This window comes from Paenarthrobacter sp. JL.01a, assembly GCF_025452095.1.
GTDB lineage: Bacteria > Actinomycetota > Actinomycetes > Actinomycetales > Micrococcaceae > Arthrobacter.
Genome location: NZ_CP104877.1, coordinates 1,998,538 through 2,016,370, shown reverse-complemented (window position 1 = coordinate 2,016,370; position 17,833 = coordinate 1,998,538). Strand labels below are relative to the sequence as shown.

The following is a 17,833-nucleotide window of genomic DNA, read 5'->3' as shown; positions in this document are numbered from 1 at the left end:
AGGGCCTTCGGTCCCTTGCGAACCCGGACCGTCAGGCACAGAGTGATCCGCAGAGGGAGTCAAGGCGGAGGGAAAGTCGATGTCAAACATGCACATACTGGCCGCACTCAATGGCTCCGACGGCAGTGACACTGTGGCAGACTGGGCGGCCGACCGGGGACAGGCCCTGGGCGCGGACGTCACCCTGGTGCATGTCACTCCTCCCGGCTGGGCTTTCCGAAGCCCTGAAGAGAATGCATTGGCCAATAAAGGCGCGGAAGACTTGCTCAACAGCGCAGCAGATCGCCTCGCTGTCTCCTTTCCAGGTTTGGAAATATCCTCGAAGGTTATTTCCGGGGAACCGGGACAGACCCTGGCGGGTCTCTCTGGTAGCGCGGGGTTGCTTGTAGTGGGAACCGATCGGAGGCCCGGAGCGGAGGGGCAGGGCTACGGTTCCGTGAGTTTCCAGATTGCAGTGACCAGCCGTTGCCCGGTAGCGGTCATACCCCACCACTTGAGGAGGCCGTCATTTGGTGTAGTGGTCGGCGTGGACGGGTCGAGGGACTCGGTCAGTGCCTTGGAGCTGGCGGCCGGCGAAGCACAACGAATCCGCGAGGAGCTGGTCATCGTCCATGCCGTCCCCGCAGCCGAGGCGGAGCGCATTCGGAACGATGTTGTTGCAGATTCCGTGGAATGGGTTCGCGCGCACTTTCCCGAAGTCAACATCCGTGTTCGAGTGGATCCCAACCATTCCGCTGCGGACGCTTTGGCTGCAGCATCCTCTGATGCCAAACTGTTGGTCATTGGCCGAAAGGGCAGGGGCGGGCTTCGCGTACTGCTGGGGTCGGTGGCCGAGCGTGCACTCCTGAATGTCCGGTGCCCAACGCTCTTGGCGCTTCCCGCGTGAAGCAAACCAGCCCAGCGATCGATAGGCCGCTGGAACGTCGACGACGTAGTTACCGGACGCCGCCGCCGTCGTGAGCTGTTGCCCTTGGCTCCCTCGCGGGCTCCGTGTCGCCCGCACTGCCGCTATCCTCGGCCGACGACGGTTCCACTGGCGGCCACCATCTGGCCGGCGGCGCGATGACGAATCGGCGTCCGCTGATTTCCGACGGCGTCACCCTCACCAGGATGTCTTTGTGCCCGGCCTGCCAAGGCGACAGACCTGAGTCCACCGCCTCCTGGATTTCCTCAGGTTGTTCAACAAATTCCGGGCGGCCTTTGAGGATGACGCTCCACGCAACCGTGCCGTAGCGGTTGAAGCCATCGGCTTCGATGGCAAGCAGCGGGCGTTCACGCAGCAGTTGGTGTTTGGTTCCTTGCCCGATCCGGAAAAGGACCGTGCCGAAGTTGGGGACGTAGTTCACGGGAAAGATTTCCGGGACGTCCCCGTTGACCAGCGCGATCCTGCACGTGGCGGTTGATTGCAGATACTTCCAGCAGTCATGGATGCTGAGTTCTTTGGTGTCTTGTGCCGCTGCCGTGTTCTCCATGCGGCGAGCGTAGCGCCGGCTGCAGTCGGTGGATAGGGCTGAAAGACCCGACCATGCGAAGTCTCAGAGGCCCTGTGTCCTTTGGCCCTACCCTCTGGTGCCGTGGCGGAGGATTCTGTGCTCGAACAGGCCCGCCGTGGAGGAGTGATGACCGTCCGCAAAATACCCCAAGCCCCGTTGCCTGAGGCTCCCAATATGGAGGGCCTTAGTTCGCGCGCGGTCAGAAACCTGCTGGCGTCGCTCGGTCCGAATACGCTGCCGGCGGCACGTGCAGTTGCGCAGTGGAGGAAACTTCTTGGAGAGCTTACGCACTTCTTCGCCCTGATGCTCTGGGCTGCGGCTGCCTTGGCCTACATTGCCGGGATGCCGCAACTATGCATAGCCATCATTGTGGTGGTCATCGTCAATGGCGTTTTTGCGCACATTCAGCAAGAACGCGCCCAACACGCCGCAGAGCGGCTCCAAAACCTGTTGCCGGCTGATGTGGCCGTGCGGCGCGACGGCCGGCTGCAAACCGTCCATGCCAGTGAGCTTGTTCCGGGCGATGTGCTCGTCCTTAAGTCCGGGGACAAGCTTCCGGCGGATCTGAAGTTTGTTGCTGCGTCCGGTTGTACCGTGGACGAGTCCATGTTGACCGGCGAAAGCATGGCAATCCCCAAGGCCATGAACGATGAAGGCTGGGGCGGCACCTTTCTGGTCAACGGCGATGCCACGGCGTTCGTGACCGCGACGGGTGCCCGCACAAAGCTGGCTGAGATCGCCGCGTTGACGAGCGGCACCAAGTCACCTCCCACTCCCCTGACATTGGAACTTCGAAGAATTGTGCGGGTGGTGGCAACAGTTGCTTTGGCCGTCGCCGGCGTGTTCTTCGTGGTATCGCTTCTGGTGGGGATCCAGTGGCGGGACTCGTTCCTGTTTGCCATCGGAGTAGCGGTGGCCCTGATTCCGGAAGGTTTGCTCCCCACGGTCACACTGTCCCTGGCCATGGGTGCCCAACGGATGGCCGAACGCAAAGCCCTGGTGCGGAACCTGGAGGCGGTGGAGACACTGGGGTCAACAACGTTCATCTGCACCGACAAGACCGGTACCCTGACCCAAAACCGGATGAACGCCGTCGAGGTTTTCACTCCCGCCGGCGTGGTGGGGATCGAGGGAGACGGCTACGGACCCACTGCTGTGATCAGTGGTACGGGGGTCGAGGCCGCCCTGGAGGTGGCCTTGTGTGCCCGAACCGCGTCCCAAGGCCGGGCAGTGCTGCGCGACGACCAATGGTCTGCCGACGGTGATCCCATGGAAGCGGCGTTGGACGCGTTGGCACAGCGGCTCTCGAGCGGTGACCGCGTCGCCGTCGAACCGGTCGGGCGCTTCGCGTTCGACGCCGATCGTCGTCGGGAATCGGCGCTGGCGGGCAACACTCTTCTCGTCAAAGGTGCCCCGGAATCGGTCCTGCCGCTGTGCGGGGACTCGGTGGCAGGCATGGCCTCCGTGGCAGATGGCATGGCGGCCCGTGGGCTGAGGGTGCTGGCTGCGGCCCAGCGAACCCTCCCCGGAACACCTGACGAGTGGTTGCGGGGCGGCCCCGCCGAAGCCGAGCAGAACTTGGAATTCCTGGGGTTGATTGGCCTTCATGACCCGCCTCGACCGGATGTTCGGGAAGTAATCGCAAAAGCGCGGGCAGCCGGTATCCGGATTGGGATGATCACCGGTGATCATCCCGCGACAGCCGGTGCCATTGCTGAGGAAATCGGGCTCGCCGGTCCTGACAAGTGGGTGGTCCAAGGCGCAGACCTCCCCGGGGACGAGCAAATGCTCGGCGCACTCCTGGATCGCGACGGGGTGGTGGTCAGCCGGGTTTCGCCCGAGCAGAAACTTCGGGTGGCAAAGGCGCTGCAGTCCAGGGGCCATGTGGTTGCCATGACCGGAGACGGGGTCAATGACGGTCCTGCAATGCGCCAGGCCGATATTGGTGTGGCCATGGGCCTTAGCGGCACGGATGTGGCACGGGAAGCCGCCGACTTGGTGCTCTTGGATGACCGTTTCGCCACGATCGTGCGGGCCATCGAGCAAGGCCGGGCCACATACGCCAACATCCACCGGTTCCTGACCTACCATTTGACGGACAATGTGGCCGAACTGGCACCATTCGTCATCTGGGCCCTGTCCGGCGGACAGTTCCCGCTGGCCCTTGGCGTCCTTCAGATTCTTGCCTTGGACATTGGTACTGACTTGCTGCCTGCCTTGGCTCTTGGGGCGGAGCAGCCGGGCAAGAAGGTGCTTCAAAGGCCTCCTGAAAAGCGACATCTGATGGACCGTCAATTGATGCTCCGGGCTTTTGTCATTATGGGGCCCACGGAAGCGTTGGTCTCCATGGCTGCCTTCACTGTTGTGCTTTTTTTCCGGTGGGTGGTCCCGTGGCAGGCCTTGGGACATGTCATTACTCATGGACGCATCCGGAGCTGCGTTCGCCACGGTGGTGCTGGGTCAAATGGCCACGGCATTCGCCTGCCGAAGCGCCACGGTACCCCCCTGGCGGCAGGGCTGGTTCAGCAACCGTCTCCTGCTGTGGGCCATTGCCGCCGAACTGACCGCGCTGGCCGTGTTCCTGTATGCCCCTCCGCTGGCACAGATACTGGGCCAGGCTCCCCCAACTGTCCTCGGGTGGAGCGTAGGCGTTTTCGTGATCCCGGCCGTCTTGGCCGCAGACTGGGCCTACAAACACTTGCGGCACCGCCATTCGCACCGATCCTGAAGGTGTCCTTTGGCCCTAGTGAGCCGTGGCCTGTACCGACAAGCTGGTCCCATGAATTCAGAAAACACCGCAGCCCGGGTGATCGTGGGTGTCGATGGCTCGGACTTTTCGTCAACGACGCTGGAAATGGCCGGACGTATGGCACCTGCCTTCGGGGTACCAATAGAGGTGATTACCTGTGTCGGAATGTCCGATTACTACCTGTCCTCGCGCTTGGAACATGAGCTGACGCGTTTCACCTCGGAACTCGAGGACACTGCCAGACGCCTCGTTGATGAGTCGCTGATGAGGGCATTCGGAGATTCACCCCCGGCGGGCTTGAAAGTGACAGTGAAGTTCGGCGAGCCAGCCAAAGTCCTGGTGGAAGAGAGCCGTCATGCCCGGTTGCTTGTTGTCGGCAGGCATGGAGCCGGCGGTTTCCTGGGGCAAGCGATCGGTTCAGTAAGCCGGGCCTGCGCGGCCCACGCCCACTGCCCGGTGCTCCTGGTCGCTGCCGACGACGAATAGCCCGGACCAGAAGCATCATCCCTGGGCCTGGACGGCCGTGATGGCAACGGTGTTGATGATGTCCTCTACGGTGGATCCCCGGGACAGGTCGTTAATGGGCTTGCGGAGTCCTTGAAGAACTGGGCCGACGGCGACCGCACCGGCAGATTGCTCCACCGCCTTGTAGGTGCTGTTGCCTGTGTTGAGGTCGGGGAAGATGAACACGGTAGCCTTTCCCGCCACTGCTGAAGAGGGAAGCTTGGTGCTGGCCACGTCTGCATCCACCGCTGCGTCGTATTGGATGGGTCCTTCTACGGGCAAGTCTGGCCGCGCTGCTTTCACCAGCGCCGTGGCACCCCTTACCTTGTCCACGGATGTGCCGGCGCCGGACTGGCCTGTGGAGTAGGACAGCATCGCAATCCTGGGTTCGACGCCGAACCTCGCTGCGGTATCTGCAGACGCCACCGCGATGCAGGCCAACTGTTCAGCGGTTGGATCGGGAACGACGGCGCAGTCTCCGTAGACAAGGACTTTGTCCGGAAACAGCATGAAGAACACCGAGGAAACGACGTCCCGGGGATTCCGTCCTTTGACGAACTCAAGGGCGGGTCGGATGGTATTCGCGGTGGTATGGGTTGCACCGGAGACCATTCCGTCGGCCAAGCCGAGATGGACCATCATGGTTGCGTAATAGCTCGGCTCGAGCATCACTTCCCTGGCGCGTTCGAGGATCATCCCTTTGTGGGCCCTCAACCTGCAGTACTCACGCGCAAAGCGCTCCTCATCAGGCGATGCCACGGGATCGACAATGGGTACATCGGCGATGTCCAGGCCGTGGGTGGTGGCCAACGCGCGGATTGCGGCAGGGTTTCCGAGCAGTGTCAGCCGGCACACATCACGGCGCCGCAGGATTTCAGTCGCGCGAAGGATACGAAGGTCCTCCCCTTCCGCCAGAACGATGTGCTTTTGGTGTTTGCGCGCCCGCTCAATCAAATCGTTGAAAAAGCGCAGCGGTGTGATGGCGGAGGGGCGGGGCAGGGCAAGTTGTCCCAGGAGTCCGGCCTCATCGACCCTGCGTGACCAGATCCCCATGGCAGCAGCGATCTTGCGGGTCTCTCCGGTATAAATTTCACTGCGGACCGCCAAAGCACGCTGCGCAATTGCAGACAGGTCCCTCCGTGAACTGAAGACCGGGAAGGGTGCGCTCTCCAGCAAATTCATGACCTTGGGCACGGGCCGGAGGCCGTCGGTCAGGATGATGCCGGCCGGGGCCGCCTTATCCGGTGAGAGCGCCGAAGCAACGCACGCCAGAATGACCTCCGTACGGTCCCCGGCAACCACAACCAAGTCTCCACTGTCCAGTACGTCCAAGAAGGCGTCGGCGTTCATTCCGGCCACCCGGACTTTCCGAACGTCCCTGTCCCGTTGCTTGCTGCCTGTAATGGCCCTTAGTCGGAGCGACGTTGCTATGTCGGCGACCGTTGGGGTCGAGATCCCGGGGACCTCTGGGATGATGAAACACGGTATGTCCGGGGCGGCCATCTTTACTGCCGCTTCCACGACGGATTCGGTTCCAGGCTCCACGCGGTTGACTACCACAGCAAGCACGGAACAGTGAGCTGCGCCGAACCGCCGGAGGGCCGAGGCTACTGCTTGTCCGGCCTGGCTGGGGCATTGGCCCCCTCCGCCAACGACGGCCATCACGGGCAACCCCAGATTGCTGGCCAACACCGCGTTAAGTTCAAATTCACGTTGTGGATCAGGTCCCCGCAGGTCCGAGCCATCCACCACTATGGCGTCACACGCCAGTGACATGCGACTGTAAATTTCCAGGGCTCCGGCCACCAACCCGTCCGCGTGCTTCCATTCCATGCCGGTCATGGCGCCGGATAAGGAGGATCCGCCCCTGCACTGCGGGGCGCCCAGCTGGTATAGCTGTCTGAGCAACAACACCACAGGGTCCTTTCGGATGCTCTGGCCGTTGACCAGTGGGCGGAATACACCCAGATGCCCCACGTGGCGATGGAGCATGTCAACAAGGCCCAGGAGCACCAACGATTTGCCGGTTCCGGGGGCCGCGGAGGCTACGTACAGGCCCTGAACCACGGTTTCCTTCTGTCTTTGTGTCCGCGGGTTATCGGGGCCCCGGAAACGTCAAGGGGCCGGGGACCTTGGACCCTGTTTGCCGGCAGTGCCCCGCCCATAGGATCGCAACCAAGAAGGCGAAGGCGAGGACTCCCTCCGCCGCCGATTCCACACCAGGAGGAACACAGTCATGGAAACTGACGAACGGCCCGGCACCGTGCTGACCGATGATGAGTCGTGGAAAGTCCTGCAACGAAACCAACACGGCCGTTTGGCAGTGAGCGTGCTGGGCGAACCTGACATCTATCCGCTGAACTTCATCGCCGACCAAGGCAGGCTGCTGGTTCGGACCAATCCGGGAACAAAGCTCGCAGAATTGACCGTCAATGAACGTGTGGCGTTCGAGGTGGAGGAGATCAGTGAAGGCGAAGCCTGGAGCGTGGTCCTCAAGGGCACTGCCCGCGTCATTGAGTCCCAGACGGAGATCGACGAGGCGGACAAACTGCCGCTCAAACCGTGGATTCCCACCCGCAAGTACACCTACGTCGAAATTCGCCCTACACGGGTCCATGGCCGGCACTTTGAGCTTGGTGATGAGCCGGAGCGGTACTAGGTTCCGGTTTTCCGGACCGTCGCGGCTTGCCGTGCCCTGGCCCTTCCAACGCCCTCAGGGCGTTGAGGATGGTTGCCAGATCCACGAGCTCTTGGAGCAGCGCCCCGGCAACCGGAGGAATAAGGCCCAAGGAAGCAACCACCATCAGGACCAGACTGAGGAGAATTCCCGTCCAAATGCTGGTGCGTGCAACGCGCAAAGTGCGCTGACCGACAGCGACCGCCACCGCAACCTTGGCCAGATCATCAAGCATGATGACCACGTCGGCTGATTCGCTCGCGGCAGTGGCGCCGCGCGCGCCCATGGCGATTCCGACATCGGCCGCGGCAAGGACAGGCGCGTCATTGATGCCGTCGCCCACCATCATCACCGGCCGGGCGGTCAAAGCCGCCACGGCTTTGACTTTGTCTTCAGGCAGGCATTCAGCCAACACGTCTCCCATGCCGGCTTCTGCGGCAATGGACAGGGCTGTGCTCGCGGCATCTCCGGTCAGCAATAACGCCTCGCGGACACCGAGTCTGCGCAGACTTGCCAGCGTGGCTACGGCGTTAGGCCGCAAGGGGTCGCTCATGATCAGGCTGCCCGCGAAGCGGCCGTCCACACCCACGTAGACGGCAACTTGGCCGCCCTTGAGTGAGGAAAGCTCGAAGCCCTTCGCCCGTTCGCGGACGAAAGCGGGCTTGCCCACAATGACTTGGCGTGCCCCGACCAGGGCGGCAACACCGTTTGTTGCCTGTTCGGTGGCATCGTTGGCAGGCAGCAGCGCTAAGCCTCGAACCCGTGCCGCCGCTATCACAGAGGCCGCGAAGACGTGCGAGGAATACTGTTCCGCCGAGGCGGCCAACTGCAGCAGCAGATCCGCCGGCACAGATGCCGGCATGGCCGACCGGACTTCCACGAGCATGGGTGTGCCTTCGGTAAGCGTTCCGGTTTTGTCGAAGACGGCCGTCCTTACCTTGCTGAGTTGTTCCAAGGTGCCCGCGTTCTTGATGATGACCCCCGCCTTCGCCGCCCTGCTGGTGCCGGCAAGGAATGCCACAGGGGCAGCGATAAGCAACGGGCACGGAGTAGCGACCACCAGGACCTCAACGAATCGAACAGGATCCCCGCTGATGAACCACGCAGCACCGGCCAAAGCAAAAGCCGCCAGGGTGAATGGAACAGCGTATCTGTCTGCCAGGCGGACGGTGGGGGCCCTGCTGGCAGCTGCTTCCTCGACCAGTGAAACTATCATGCTGTAATGCGAGTCCTTGGCGGTGGCTGTTGCCCGCATGCGCACGGCTTCGGACCCGTTGACGGAGCCGCTAAGCAGCGAACCGCCCCGCGACCGCTCCACGGGAAGGCTCTCCCCGGTCAAGGCGGACTCGTCGAATGTTCCGGCTTCCGACAACAGTTCACCATCCACCGAGATGGTCTCCGCCGGCTTAACCAAGAGAACGTCGCCTGGGTTTACCGCCTCTACCGGAATGTCCACGATGGCACCTGTTTCGCTTTCGCGGTGCGCAATCCGTGGAGATCGCGCGAGCAGTGCGGTCAGTTCCCGGGCGGCGCGGCCTTGGGCGTAGTCCTCCAGGGCCTCGCCTCCAGTCAACATGAGAACTATCACCAGGCAGGCGATATATTCGCCGACCGCGACCGTCGCGCCAATGGCGGCAATTGCGAGCAGGTCGATGCCCCAGCGTCCGCGGAAAAGACCCTTGACCATGGACCCTGCGCGATACAAGGCAACCGAGAGCGCGTAGATGGATGCCATCGCCTGCGCCGCCCCGCCCTGCCCGCCGAGAGACAAAACGGCGACCACGGCGCCTACCAGGACCGTAGTTCCAACGAGCGGATAGCGCAGGGCCAGACCGATAAACCCCGGTGGGTTGCGGTCAGTCACGGACGTCCCTGGACAAGACCACTTTCAGCGCCTGCGTTTCGCTTGCTTGAGCGAAAGTTTCGTAGGCATCCGTGATCCGGTGCAGCGGGAAGTGATGGGTGGCGAATTTCCCGGCGGGAAGTTTGTGCTGGGCAACGAGGCGCAGCAGCATGGGTGTGGTGTTGGTGTTTACCAGCCCCATGCTGATGTTGATGTTGCGGATCCACAGGTCCTGCAGCGGCAATTCTGCAGATTTGCCGTGCACACCGATGTTGGCCACGTTCCCTCCGGGCCTGACCAGCTGCAGGCACATGGCGAACGTTTCCGGGAGCCCCACCGCTTCCATGACCACGTCCACGCCGGAGCCATCGGTAAGGGAAAGGGCCTCGTTCAACCAGTCGGGATTGCCCGGATTGATGGTGTGGGTGGCTCCGAATTCCGCAGCGCGGGACAAACGGCTTTGGTTGGGATCGATGGCGATGATGATCGAGGCTCCGCTCAGCCCCGCTGTTGCCATGACAGCCAAGCCGATAGGTCCGGCTCCTACGACGGCGATGATGTCGCCCGGGGCTACCCGGCCATCGAGGACTCCGATTTCAAAAGCGGTTGGCAGGATGTCCGAGAGCATGGCGGCCTCGTCATCACTGACGTTTTCGGGAACCTTGTGCAGTGAGTTTTCTGCGTAGGGGACGCGTACGAATTCGGCCTGGGTCCCGTCGATGAGGTGGCCAAAGATCCATCCAGTGCCGGGCTGCCCTTCATCCCCCAGGCAATGGGAGAACAACATTTTCCGGCAGTTGCTGCAGTGTCCGCAGGACTTGATGCAAGAGATGATCACCCGGTCGCCGGGCCGGATACCGCTGACCGAGCTGCCCACCTCGGTGACAGTGCCTACCCCTTCGTGGCCGAGGATCCGCCCGGGCTTTACTGCCGGGACATCTCCTTTCAGGATGTGAAGGTCTGTTCCGCAGATGGTTGTTGTGTCAATGCGCACTATCGCGTCCGTGGGTTGGCTGATCATAGGATCCGGAACGTCCTTCCACGTTTTCGTTCCGGGCCCGTCATACACGAGGGCCTTCACTGCATCGCCTTTCTGCCATGCCCGTCAGCGGAATGACTCCCTGCGGGCGTCGTTGAGTGGTGCATCCCAAACATCGGGACGGGTGGTGGTAAAGCGCCTGCCCGTGATGGATTCCGGAGTCAGCCTGACGTAATGGTTTTTGCTTCCGGGTTGCCATGGATCCAGACCAAGTGCGCCAACTTTTGCGAGTTCGTGACGCTCCAGGATCACCGCCGCCCGCCCCCTGGCCACGACGCTCCAGGCCTGGGATGCGAGGGCTTCATACCCGTCGATTTCAAACGCGCAGGGCGCCGTCATGGCACTCCAGTACTTGGTTCCGGCACCTGTTCGGAACACGATCCCGTCCTGGTCCAGGACGTAGTTCACCGGAAAAACGTCCGGATGTCCCTCGGCGAGGACCGCGAGCCGGCCTACGGTTTGATGACTGAGCAGGTCCCAACATTCTTCGGGCTCAAGTCGTTCGACGGCTTCCCGAGGTGTCTTTTCCATGGCATGACGCTAACGTCGACGGACCGACGTCGTTAGGGCCGTAGGTCCTAAAAACGCCAGCTATTCGAGACCAGCGCGGGTGGCGTCGTCGAGCGGGCTCCACCACGTCAGCGGCTCTGTGACTTTGAAGCGCCGCCCGGTCAGGGAGGTGGGGACGATGCGGATGAAATGGTCTTTGCGGCCAGCTTGCCAGGGGAAGAGCAACAAACCCACGGTATCCAGGACATCCTGCGTGAGTTTGATGCTCTCGGCCTTTCCCTTGAGCACCACGCTCCACGCCACCCCGGAAGCGGCGTCCACGCCGTCGGCCTCTACCGCCACGGGAGTGGCACCCAGGGTTGCGTGGAGCTTGGTGCCTTCTCCGGTCCGGAAGACCAACGTGCCGTGGTCCACCTTGTAGTTGATCGGGAAAATGTCCGGATGGTCGGTGTTCCACACCGCTAGCCGCCCCACCGACACGCTCCGGAGCTGCTCCCAGCACTGCTTGATATCGAGGGTTTCCGTTTCGGGTACTGCCTTGTTGGTCATGGTTTGACCGTAAGGGCGTTCAGGGCAGCAGGACAGGGTAGAAAGACCCGTGTCCAGGTGTCGCCAGCCTCCGGGAGTCCAGAGTAGTCTGTCCACGAAGACGCCCAGCATCCAGCCCGCCTTGGGAGGGCAATGATGAACCACCCGTCCGGCCCATCAGCGGAGGAACACCAGCCCTCCAAGGTCCCCCTGGAGGAACTCCTCCGGAATTTCATGTCTCGGGCCGGGGAATTGCTCATGGCCGAGGAACGAACCCGTGGGTTGCTGGAAGCCGTGGTGGCGGTGGCCGGCGACTTGAGCCTCGAAGCAGTACTTCAACGCGTTGTGGAGTGCGCGCGCCAGATGCTCCAGGCACGGTACGCGGCCCTGGGCGTAATTGGCGAGGACAATGCACTGAGCCACTTCATCACCGTGGGCATGGACCAGGATCGCGCCCGGCGCATCGGTCCCCTTCCCACGGGGCACGGAGTCCTGGGCCTGCTGATCACCGAACCGGCCCCCCTCCGTCTCCATGACCTGCGGGAGCATCCCCGGGCCTATGGTTTTCCCGAAGACCATCCCCCGATGAAGTCGTTCCTGGGCGTCCCAATCAGGGTCCGGGACGTGGTCTTTGGCAATCTGTACCTTACGGAAAAGGAAGATGGTGGTGACTTCACGCCCGAAGACGAGGACCTCGCCGTGGCCCTTGCCGCCGCAGCCGGCGTCGCCATTGAAAACGCGAGGCTCTATGAGGACGGGCGCCGTCGCACGGCGTGGCTTGAGGCCTGCATGGCCGTGACCGACCAACTGCTGGACCGCGATCGGGAGGACAAGCCGGCGGAAGCCATCTTGGACATCGTCACGGAAAGTGCAGCGGCAGAGACCGGCAGTTCCCTGGCAATAGCCTTGGTTCCCGCCGGCAGTGGCGCCTACTCTGTGGCGGCGGCCAACAACCGGAGCGGCCCGGATCCCGTAGGCATGCTGTTTTCCGTGGATGCGCCGGCAGTGGGGAACATCATCCTTACCGGGTGCAGCATCGTCGTTGAAGATACCTGGAACCTGCCCGGCATAAGCGAAGGCTTCATCCAACCCAAGGTGCTGGTGGTGGATCTCAGCGCCCAGGGAACACATTATGGCTTGTTGGTCCTGGCCCGGAACATCGAAGCGGGAGAGTTCACCTCGACTGACACTGAAATGGCGTCCGTGTTCGGTTCCCACGTGGCCATGGCACTGGCGCTGGAGAAGATCCGCCGTCTCCGTGAGCAGTCGCTGGTCTTTACCGACAGGGACCGGATAGCCCGGGACCTACACGACCTTGTCATCCAACGGCTTTTCGCGGCCGGACTGAGCATCCAGAGCCTCCGGCGCTTCACGGCCGACCCGTCCGCGCCGGAGCGGATAGATGGAATCACCGATGAGTTGGACACCAGTATCAGGGACTTGCGCGATACGATCTATTCGCTCGGTGCCCTTTCTCCTGGCCGCGGCCCGCTGAGCAGTCGAATCCTTGAGAAGGTGCGTTCAGGCGCGGCGGCCCTCCCCTATACACCGCATCTGACGCTGACGGGCAGGGTTGACGCGTTGGAAGACGAAGTCGTCATCGAGCACCTGCTGGCGGTCATTTCGGAGGGGCTTAGCAACGCCGTCCGGCATTCGGAGGCACAAACGATCGCTGTTTCCGTTGTCGTCGCACCGGACTCACTCACCGTCGAAGTGAGCGACGACGGCCGCGGCTTCGACAACGCCGTTCCCGGCAACGGCCTTGCCAACATGGTCGAGCGGGCGGTTGGACTCCACGGCTCCTGCACCATCACCAGCAGGCCGGGCGAGGGAACCACTGTGACGTGGTCCGTCCCCTTGGCGTGACTCAGCCCAAGGTTCCTCTTTCCCCCTCCGGAGCGTGGGCCATGAAAACGGCAGCCTGTGTTCGGCGCTCGAATCCCAATTTTGCCAGCAGGGACGATACGTAGTTCTTGACTGTCTTTTCAGCCAGCACCATCTCCTCCCCGATCTGCCTGTTGGTCAAGCCCTTCCCCACGAATTCCAAAACCCTGCGTTCCTGTGGAGTCAATGCCGCTACCCGCGGATCCGGCCGCTCAGGTTCGGTGAGCCCTTGGATGATACGCTCGCGCACGGTGTCGTCGAAAAGGGATTCGCCATGGGCTGCCCGGCGCAGCGCACCCAAAAGGTCAGTGCCGCCGATTTCCTTAAGGATGTAGCCGGCCGCGCCGGCTATGACTGCACCCCGCAAGGCCTGCTCATCGTCGTAGCTGGTGAGGATCACGCAGTTCAGCGCAGGGTCCACCGAGCGCACGTTACGGCAGACCTCGATCCCGGTGCCATCCGGCAACCTTGCGTCCAGAACAGCTATGTCAGGATGCAAGGCCGGAATGCGCCGCGTTGCTTCCTCAGCCGACCCGGACATCCCCACCACCAGGAAACCTTCGTTTTCGAGCAACTCCTGGAGGCCCCGACGGACCAACTCATGGTCGTCGAGAATGTAGACCCTGAGAACCTGCCCGGCGTTGCCGGTGTTGGCAACGGGCACCTCCTGGACATTCATGACGCGCTCCTGTCCGGCGCATGGTGGCGCCTGTGAACTCCGTCTGCGTTGCGGACTGTGTCGATTCTGAACCACTCGCGCCTACCTTACAAGGGACCAAGGGCCCGACCACGCGCGGTGACTTTAGGCCCTGTTGCTGCGGGGGCCGGGCGGGGAATGTGGAAGTACGGGATACCGGAAACCAAGCGCAAAGGGCGCGTCCGGGCATCCACAGAAGGAGCACGATTTCCATGAAGCGATGGACGCGATGGCAGGACTGGGTTGTTGCCGCCGCAGGTGCCTACACGGCATTGTCGGTCCTCTGGACTTCCCAGACAGGATCGTCGACGGCGATCATGGTCACCTTGGGCATCCTGCTGATCGCAGGCGCAGCAATCAACCTGGCCATGCCGGGCATGCCGGCTGTTGAATGGGCGCAGGCCGTTATTGCCGTGGCACTGCTGCTGGCCCCTTGGGTGGGCGCCTTCACTTCGGCTACGGGGGCCGCGTGGACCGCCTGGATCGCCGGCGCTGTAGCTTTGGTGGTCACGGCCCTGGCCATCAGGCCCAGCACCGAGGAATACCGGCATCACCACGTTGCGCCGGCACCTTGACAGGCGGCAATCCGATCCGGCGCCGCTGCCGCTGCGGCGTCGGATCGCCCTGTGCCAGTGGCCGGCCCGGAAGGAGTTGTGATGGTTGGAAACAAGGCCGTTCTTCGATTCCTCGGTGCAACTGACACGGTAACGGGATCCCGCTACCTCGTCGAGTACCAGGGCACCCGCCTGTTGGTGGACTGCGGCCTCTTCCAAGGCTACAAACGTCTCCGGGAACGCAACCGCAGACCGTTCCCCGTCCCACCCTCGGAAATCGATGCGGTCCTGCTGACACATGCCCACCTGGACCACACAGGCTACCTTCCCCTCCTGGTCAGGGACGGCTTCCGCGGCCCCGTCTACAGCACCGAAGGCACGAGGGAGCTTTGCAGGCTCCTGCTGCCGGACAGCGGGCACCTGCAGGAAGAGGAAGCCCGCCATGCAGAACACACAGGCTCCTCCATCCATGATCCCGTCCTGCCGCTCTACACTGCCTTGGACGCCACTCGATCCCTGCAGAGTTTCCGGCCCGTGGATTTCGATTCCCCTGTGCACGTAGGGGATGCCTTCGAGGCGGTCTTCGTGCCGGCCGGGCACATACTTGGCGCAGCCCAGATCCACCTGCGCGCCGGCCAGCAGTCGATTCACTTCACCGGAGACCTGGGCCGTGCCGACGACCCCCTCATGAACCCGCCCCGGCCTCTGGAAGCCGTCGAGGTGCTTGTCACGGAGTCAACGTATGGCAACCGCAAACACCCTACGGGCGACGCCGGAAAGGAATTGGCGGACGTGGTGTCCCGGACAGCCAAACGCGGCGGGGTGGTCCTCATTGCCGCCTTCGCGGTAGGCAGGGCTGAAAGCCTCCTCCTTCAACTGGCCAGGCTTATGCGAAAACGTGCCATTCCGGAGATTCCCATCTACCTCAACAGCCCCATGGCCATTGACGCGAGCTACATATACCAGCAGCACCCTGAAGAGCATCGGCTCAAACCAGAAGAGTTCAAAGCCATGTACCAACTGGCCAGGATGACCAGAAGCGTTGACGACTCCAAGCTCCTCAGCCTCAGAGGAGGTCCCATGATCATCATTTCAGCGAGCGGCATGCTCACTGGTGGTCGGATCCTGCACCACATTGAAGCCTACGGCGGAGATGCCAACAATGCCGTGGTCCTCAGCGGCTACCAGGCCGGGGGAACCAGGGGCGCGGCCCTCGCCGCAGGAGCCCGCGAGATGCGGATCTACGGACACGATGTTCGCATTCGGGCCGAAGTGGTGCAGCTGGAGGGGCTTAGCGCCCACGCAGATGCGGACGCCATCATCAGCTGGATGCGCACGGCGCCACAAGCGCCCCGCATGACTTATGTGACGCATGGCGAAGCTGAAGCCTCCGAGGCCCTGCGCCTTCGCATCAAGCATGAACTGGGATGGAAGGCCCGGGTTCCGGAGTATCTGGAAAAGGTATTGCTCGACAACCCCCACTGACGCGCCATTGCGGGACTTAGGGCCCTAACCTTCCGATTACGGCCAGTCAACACTGGAGGAACACAACCCCGGCGACAAGTTCGGGGAAACTTCGAAGAATCAGGAGCAGTCATGAGAGAGGCCATTGTCGTCGGTGTCGGCGATTCTCCGAGCAGTGAAGCTGCGATGCGTTGGGCCATGCACCGGGGGGCTGCCCTCAAGGTGCCCGTCCTGCTCGTGCACGCAGTGGATGACAGGTGGGCGTACGATGCCGTGGGCTACAACGATTGGATCCGCAACTCGGGCGCGGCCCTTCTGGCAGACGCCAAAGACCGGGCGGCAAAAATGGAGCCTACAGTGACCCTAAGCACTGACCTGGTTTCGGGAGCACCCGGGTACTCACTGAGGAAGAAGTCCAAGAAGGCTTCCATGGTGGTTATCGGATCAGGACACAGCTGGGTGGGGGGTTCTCTCACCGACCGTGCCCTGCAAGTTGCTGCGGTGGCCCAATGCCCTGTCGCCGTCATCGGTGAACATGACCTGGGCAGCCGGAGAGGTGTGCTGGTTGGGGTGGACGGGTCCGAGGAGTCCGTCCAGGCCGTGGCTTTCGCTGCCGCCGAGGCAGACCGGACGGGACAGAAACTTACCGTCCTGCACGCATTCCACCTCCCGGACCCTTGGCTGAGCCGGGGCATGCCCGGGGGCAACTTCAATGGTCTCATCGAGCAGGAGGAACGTGTCGTACTGGCCGAAACAGTCGCCGGCCTGGCCGACACTTACCCGGACCTGACGGTCCATCAAGTCCTGCAGACGGACAGGAGCCCTGCCGAGGCCCTCCTGACTGCTGCGAAGACCGCCGCCCTCCTGGTTGTCGGGAGCCGTGGACGTGGCAGCTTCAAGCGCCTGATGCTGGGATCCACCGCCCACGCCGTACTGGCCAAACTTCCATGTCCCACCGTCATCACCCGGGTAAAGCCAGTCAAGCATTCGGGATAATCCGCCTCCAAGGCGATCAACTTCCCAAGGTCTGCCCCGTGACCTGGCGTATTACCAGCACGGGGCAGCCCGCGTGGTGGAGCACAGCATGCGCTGACGAGCCGATACTTGCAAGTAACGTGCCACGGGCGCTGGAACCCACAACAACCATCTGAGCATGGTCCGCCGCAGCCAGGAGTGTCCCGGCTACCGAGACTCCCGTCAGCAATAGCTCCTCAATCCTCAGCTCGGGCCAAGTGTTGCCAACGCTCCGGACTGCGGAGGCAAGGGTCTCCCGAGCGGCTGCCACATGTTTTGGCGACTGGCTTTCGGCGCGTCCGATGACGTGAACGATGCGCAGGGCAGCACCCATCACGGAAGCGAAGAGTGCTGCCTGCCCTACGACGCCTTCCCAGTACTCATTGCTGATGCCGACCATTACCGGGCCGCCCGGCTGCCCGGGCTGTCGTATCACCGCCACCGGGCACACCGCGGTAGCTGCCAGCTCGAGACTGACTGATCCAACCAGCAAGCCCATGAACCCGCCCATGCCGCGGCTTCCCACCACCAGCAACGCAGCCCGGGAGGACAGCTTTCGGAGGTTCTCGGCAGGCCAACCGTATACAAGGCTCGTTGTCAGTTCGAGACCAGGGGCAACTTCGCGGATAGTTGCAACTCCCTCGGCGACGATGGTCTCGGCCGAGTGTTTTGTTGCGGGATCCGCCCCGCCGGTGACCGGGGTGGCCGCGTCGGCAACCTCCGGCCACAATGAGCAGTGCACCAGATGGAGCCCGCACCGCCGGGCCTGCGCATGATAGGCCGCCCAACGAACGGCCTGCCCGGCCTCACGGGAGCCGTCATAGCCCACTACCACCCGGCCGTTGGTGTCCATTGATGTTCCTTGCTGGATGAGGCC

At 62.8% G+C, this 17,833-nt stretch carries 15 protein-coding genes and 1 pseudogene; 8 read left to right on the top strand and 8 right to left on the bottom strand.

Features of this window, described 5'->3' with window-relative positions; translation table 11 throughout:
* Nucleotides 1–79 precede the first annotated feature (79 nt).
* Nucleotides 80–886, top strand: a complete 807-nt coding sequence (locus N5P29_RS09580) for a universal stress protein (RefSeq protein ID WP_262278331.1) — start codon at nucleotides 80–82, stop codon at nucleotides 884–886.
* A 49-nt stretch (nucleotides 887–935) separates the two neighbouring features.
* Here N5P29_RS09580 and N5P29_RS09575 read toward each other — a convergent pair whose 3' ends face one another.
* The gene (locus N5P29_RS09575; RefSeq protein ID WP_262278330.1) at nucleotides 936–1,472 is read right to left on the bottom strand and encodes a pyridoxamine 5'-phosphate oxidase family protein; all 537 of its coding nucleotides are present in this window, start codon (nucleotides 1,470–1,472) and stop codon (nucleotides 936–938) included.
* A 147-nt stretch (nucleotides 1,473–1,619) separates the two neighbouring features.
* On the opposite strand from N5P29_RS09575, the pseudogene N5P29_RS09570 reads away from it, so the two are divergent.
* A pseudogene (locus N5P29_RS09570) lies at nucleotides 1,620–4,221 on the top strand (cation-translocating P-type ATPase).
* Between the two features lie 51 nt (nucleotides 4,222–4,272).
* A complete protein-coding gene (locus N5P29_RS09565) occupies nucleotides 4,273–4,728 on the top strand; it encodes a universal stress protein (protein WP_315973388.1) in 456 nt (151 codons plus the stop codon).
* A gap of 15 nt (nucleotides 4,729–4,743) precedes the next feature.
* Here N5P29_RS09565 and pta read toward each other — a convergent pair whose 3' ends face one another.
* The gene (gene pta / locus N5P29_RS09560; protein ID WP_262278329.1) at nucleotides 4,744–6,813 is read right to left on the bottom strand and encodes a phosphate acetyltransferase; all 2,070 of its coding nucleotides are present in this window, start codon (nucleotides 6,811–6,813) and stop codon (nucleotides 4,744–4,746) included.
* A gap of 169 nt (nucleotides 6,814–6,982) precedes the next feature.
* On the opposite strand from pta, the gene N5P29_RS09555 reads away from it, so the two are divergent.
* Nucleotides 6,983–7,405, top strand: a complete 423-nt coding sequence (locus tag N5P29_RS09555; RefSeq protein ID WP_262278328.1) for a pyridoxamine 5'-phosphate oxidase family protein — start codon at nucleotides 6,983–6,985, stop codon at nucleotides 7,403–7,405.
* Here N5P29_RS09555 and N5P29_RS09550 read toward each other — a convergent pair.
* From N5P29_RS09550 to N5P29_RS09535, 4 genes are read right to left on the bottom strand one after another with little or no spacing between them, the layout of a single operon-like run.
* Complete coding sequence (locus N5P29_RS09550) at nucleotides 7,350–9,287, bottom strand: heavy metal translocating P-type ATPase (RefSeq protein ID WP_262278327.1); 1,938 nt, start codon at nucleotides 9,285–9,287, stop codon at nucleotides 7,350–7,352. The two genes, N5P29_RS09555 and N5P29_RS09550, sit on opposite strands and share 56 nt — an antisense overlap.
* Nucleotides 9,280–10,347 carry a zinc-dependent alcohol dehydrogenase family protein gene (locus tag N5P29_RS09545; RefSeq protein WP_262278326.1) on the bottom strand — a complete coding sequence of 356 codons (1,068 nt, stop codon included), beginning with the start codon at nucleotides 10,345–10,347 and terminating at the stop codon, nucleotides 9,280–9,282. Before N5P29_RS09545 ends, N5P29_RS09550 begins: the two co-directional genes overlap by 8 nt.
* Before the next feature lie 24 nt (nucleotides 10,348–10,371).
* Nucleotides 10,372–10,836, bottom strand: coding sequence for a pyridoxamine 5'-phosphate oxidase family protein (locus N5P29_RS09540; RefSeq protein ID WP_262278325.1), 465 nt, complete (start codon nucleotides 10,834–10,836; stop codon nucleotides 10,372–10,374).
* 60 nt (nucleotides 10,837–10,896) lie between these two features.
* The gene (locus N5P29_RS09535; RefSeq protein WP_262278324.1) at nucleotides 10,897–11,364 is read right to left on the bottom strand and encodes a pyridoxamine 5'-phosphate oxidase family protein; all 468 of its coding nucleotides are present in this window, start codon (nucleotides 11,362–11,364) and stop codon (nucleotides 10,897–10,899) included.
* Nucleotides 11,365–11,496: 132 nt separating this feature from the next.
* Here N5P29_RS09535 and N5P29_RS09530 point away from each other — a divergent pair, with 132 nt between their 5' ends.
* Nucleotides 11,497–13,209 (top strand): sensor histidine kinase, encoded by a 1,713-nt coding sequence (locus N5P29_RS09530; protein ID WP_315973387.1) that lies wholly within the window; start codon nucleotides 11,497–11,499, stop codon nucleotides 13,207–13,209.
* Between the two features lies 1 nt (nucleotide 13,210).
* Here N5P29_RS09530 and N5P29_RS09525 read toward each other — a convergent pair whose 3' ends face one another.
* The gene (locus tag N5P29_RS09525; RefSeq protein WP_262278323.1) at nucleotides 13,211–13,906 is read right to left on the bottom strand and encodes a response regulator; all 696 of its coding nucleotides are present in this window, start codon (nucleotides 13,904–13,906) and stop codon (nucleotides 13,211–13,213) included.
* Nucleotides 13,907–14,136: 230 nt separating this feature from the next.
* On the opposite strand from N5P29_RS09525, the gene N5P29_RS09520 reads away from it, so the two are divergent.
* The 3 genes from N5P29_RS09520 (at nucleotide 14,137) to N5P29_RS09510 (ending at nucleotide 16,938) form a co-directional block, all read left to right on the top strand.
* Nucleotides 14,137–14,499, top strand: coding sequence for an SPW repeat domain-containing protein (locus N5P29_RS09520; RefSeq protein ID WP_262278322.1), 363 nt, complete (start codon nucleotides 14,137–14,139; stop codon nucleotides 14,497–14,499).
* An 81-nt stretch (nucleotides 14,500–14,580) separates the two neighbouring features.
* Complete coding sequence (locus N5P29_RS09515; protein ID WP_262278321.1) at nucleotides 14,581–15,963, top strand: MBL fold metallo-hydrolase RNA specificity domain-containing protein; 1,383 nt, start codon at nucleotides 14,581–14,583, stop codon at nucleotides 15,961–15,963.
* A gap of 111 nt (nucleotides 15,964–16,074) precedes the next feature.
* A complete protein-coding gene (locus N5P29_RS09510) occupies nucleotides 16,075–16,938 on the top strand; it encodes a universal stress protein (RefSeq protein ID WP_262278320.1) in 864 nt (287 codons plus the stop codon).
* A 16-nt stretch (nucleotides 16,939–16,954) separates the two neighbouring features.
* On the opposite strand, the gene N5P29_RS09505 is transcribed toward N5P29_RS09510, so the two are convergent.
* The gene (locus N5P29_RS09505; protein ID WP_262278319.1) at nucleotides 16,955–17,809 is read right to left on the bottom strand and encodes a universal stress protein; all 855 of its coding nucleotides are present in this window, start codon (nucleotides 17,807–17,809) and stop codon (nucleotides 16,955–16,957) included.
* Nucleotides 17,810–17,833 lie beyond the last annotated feature (24 nt).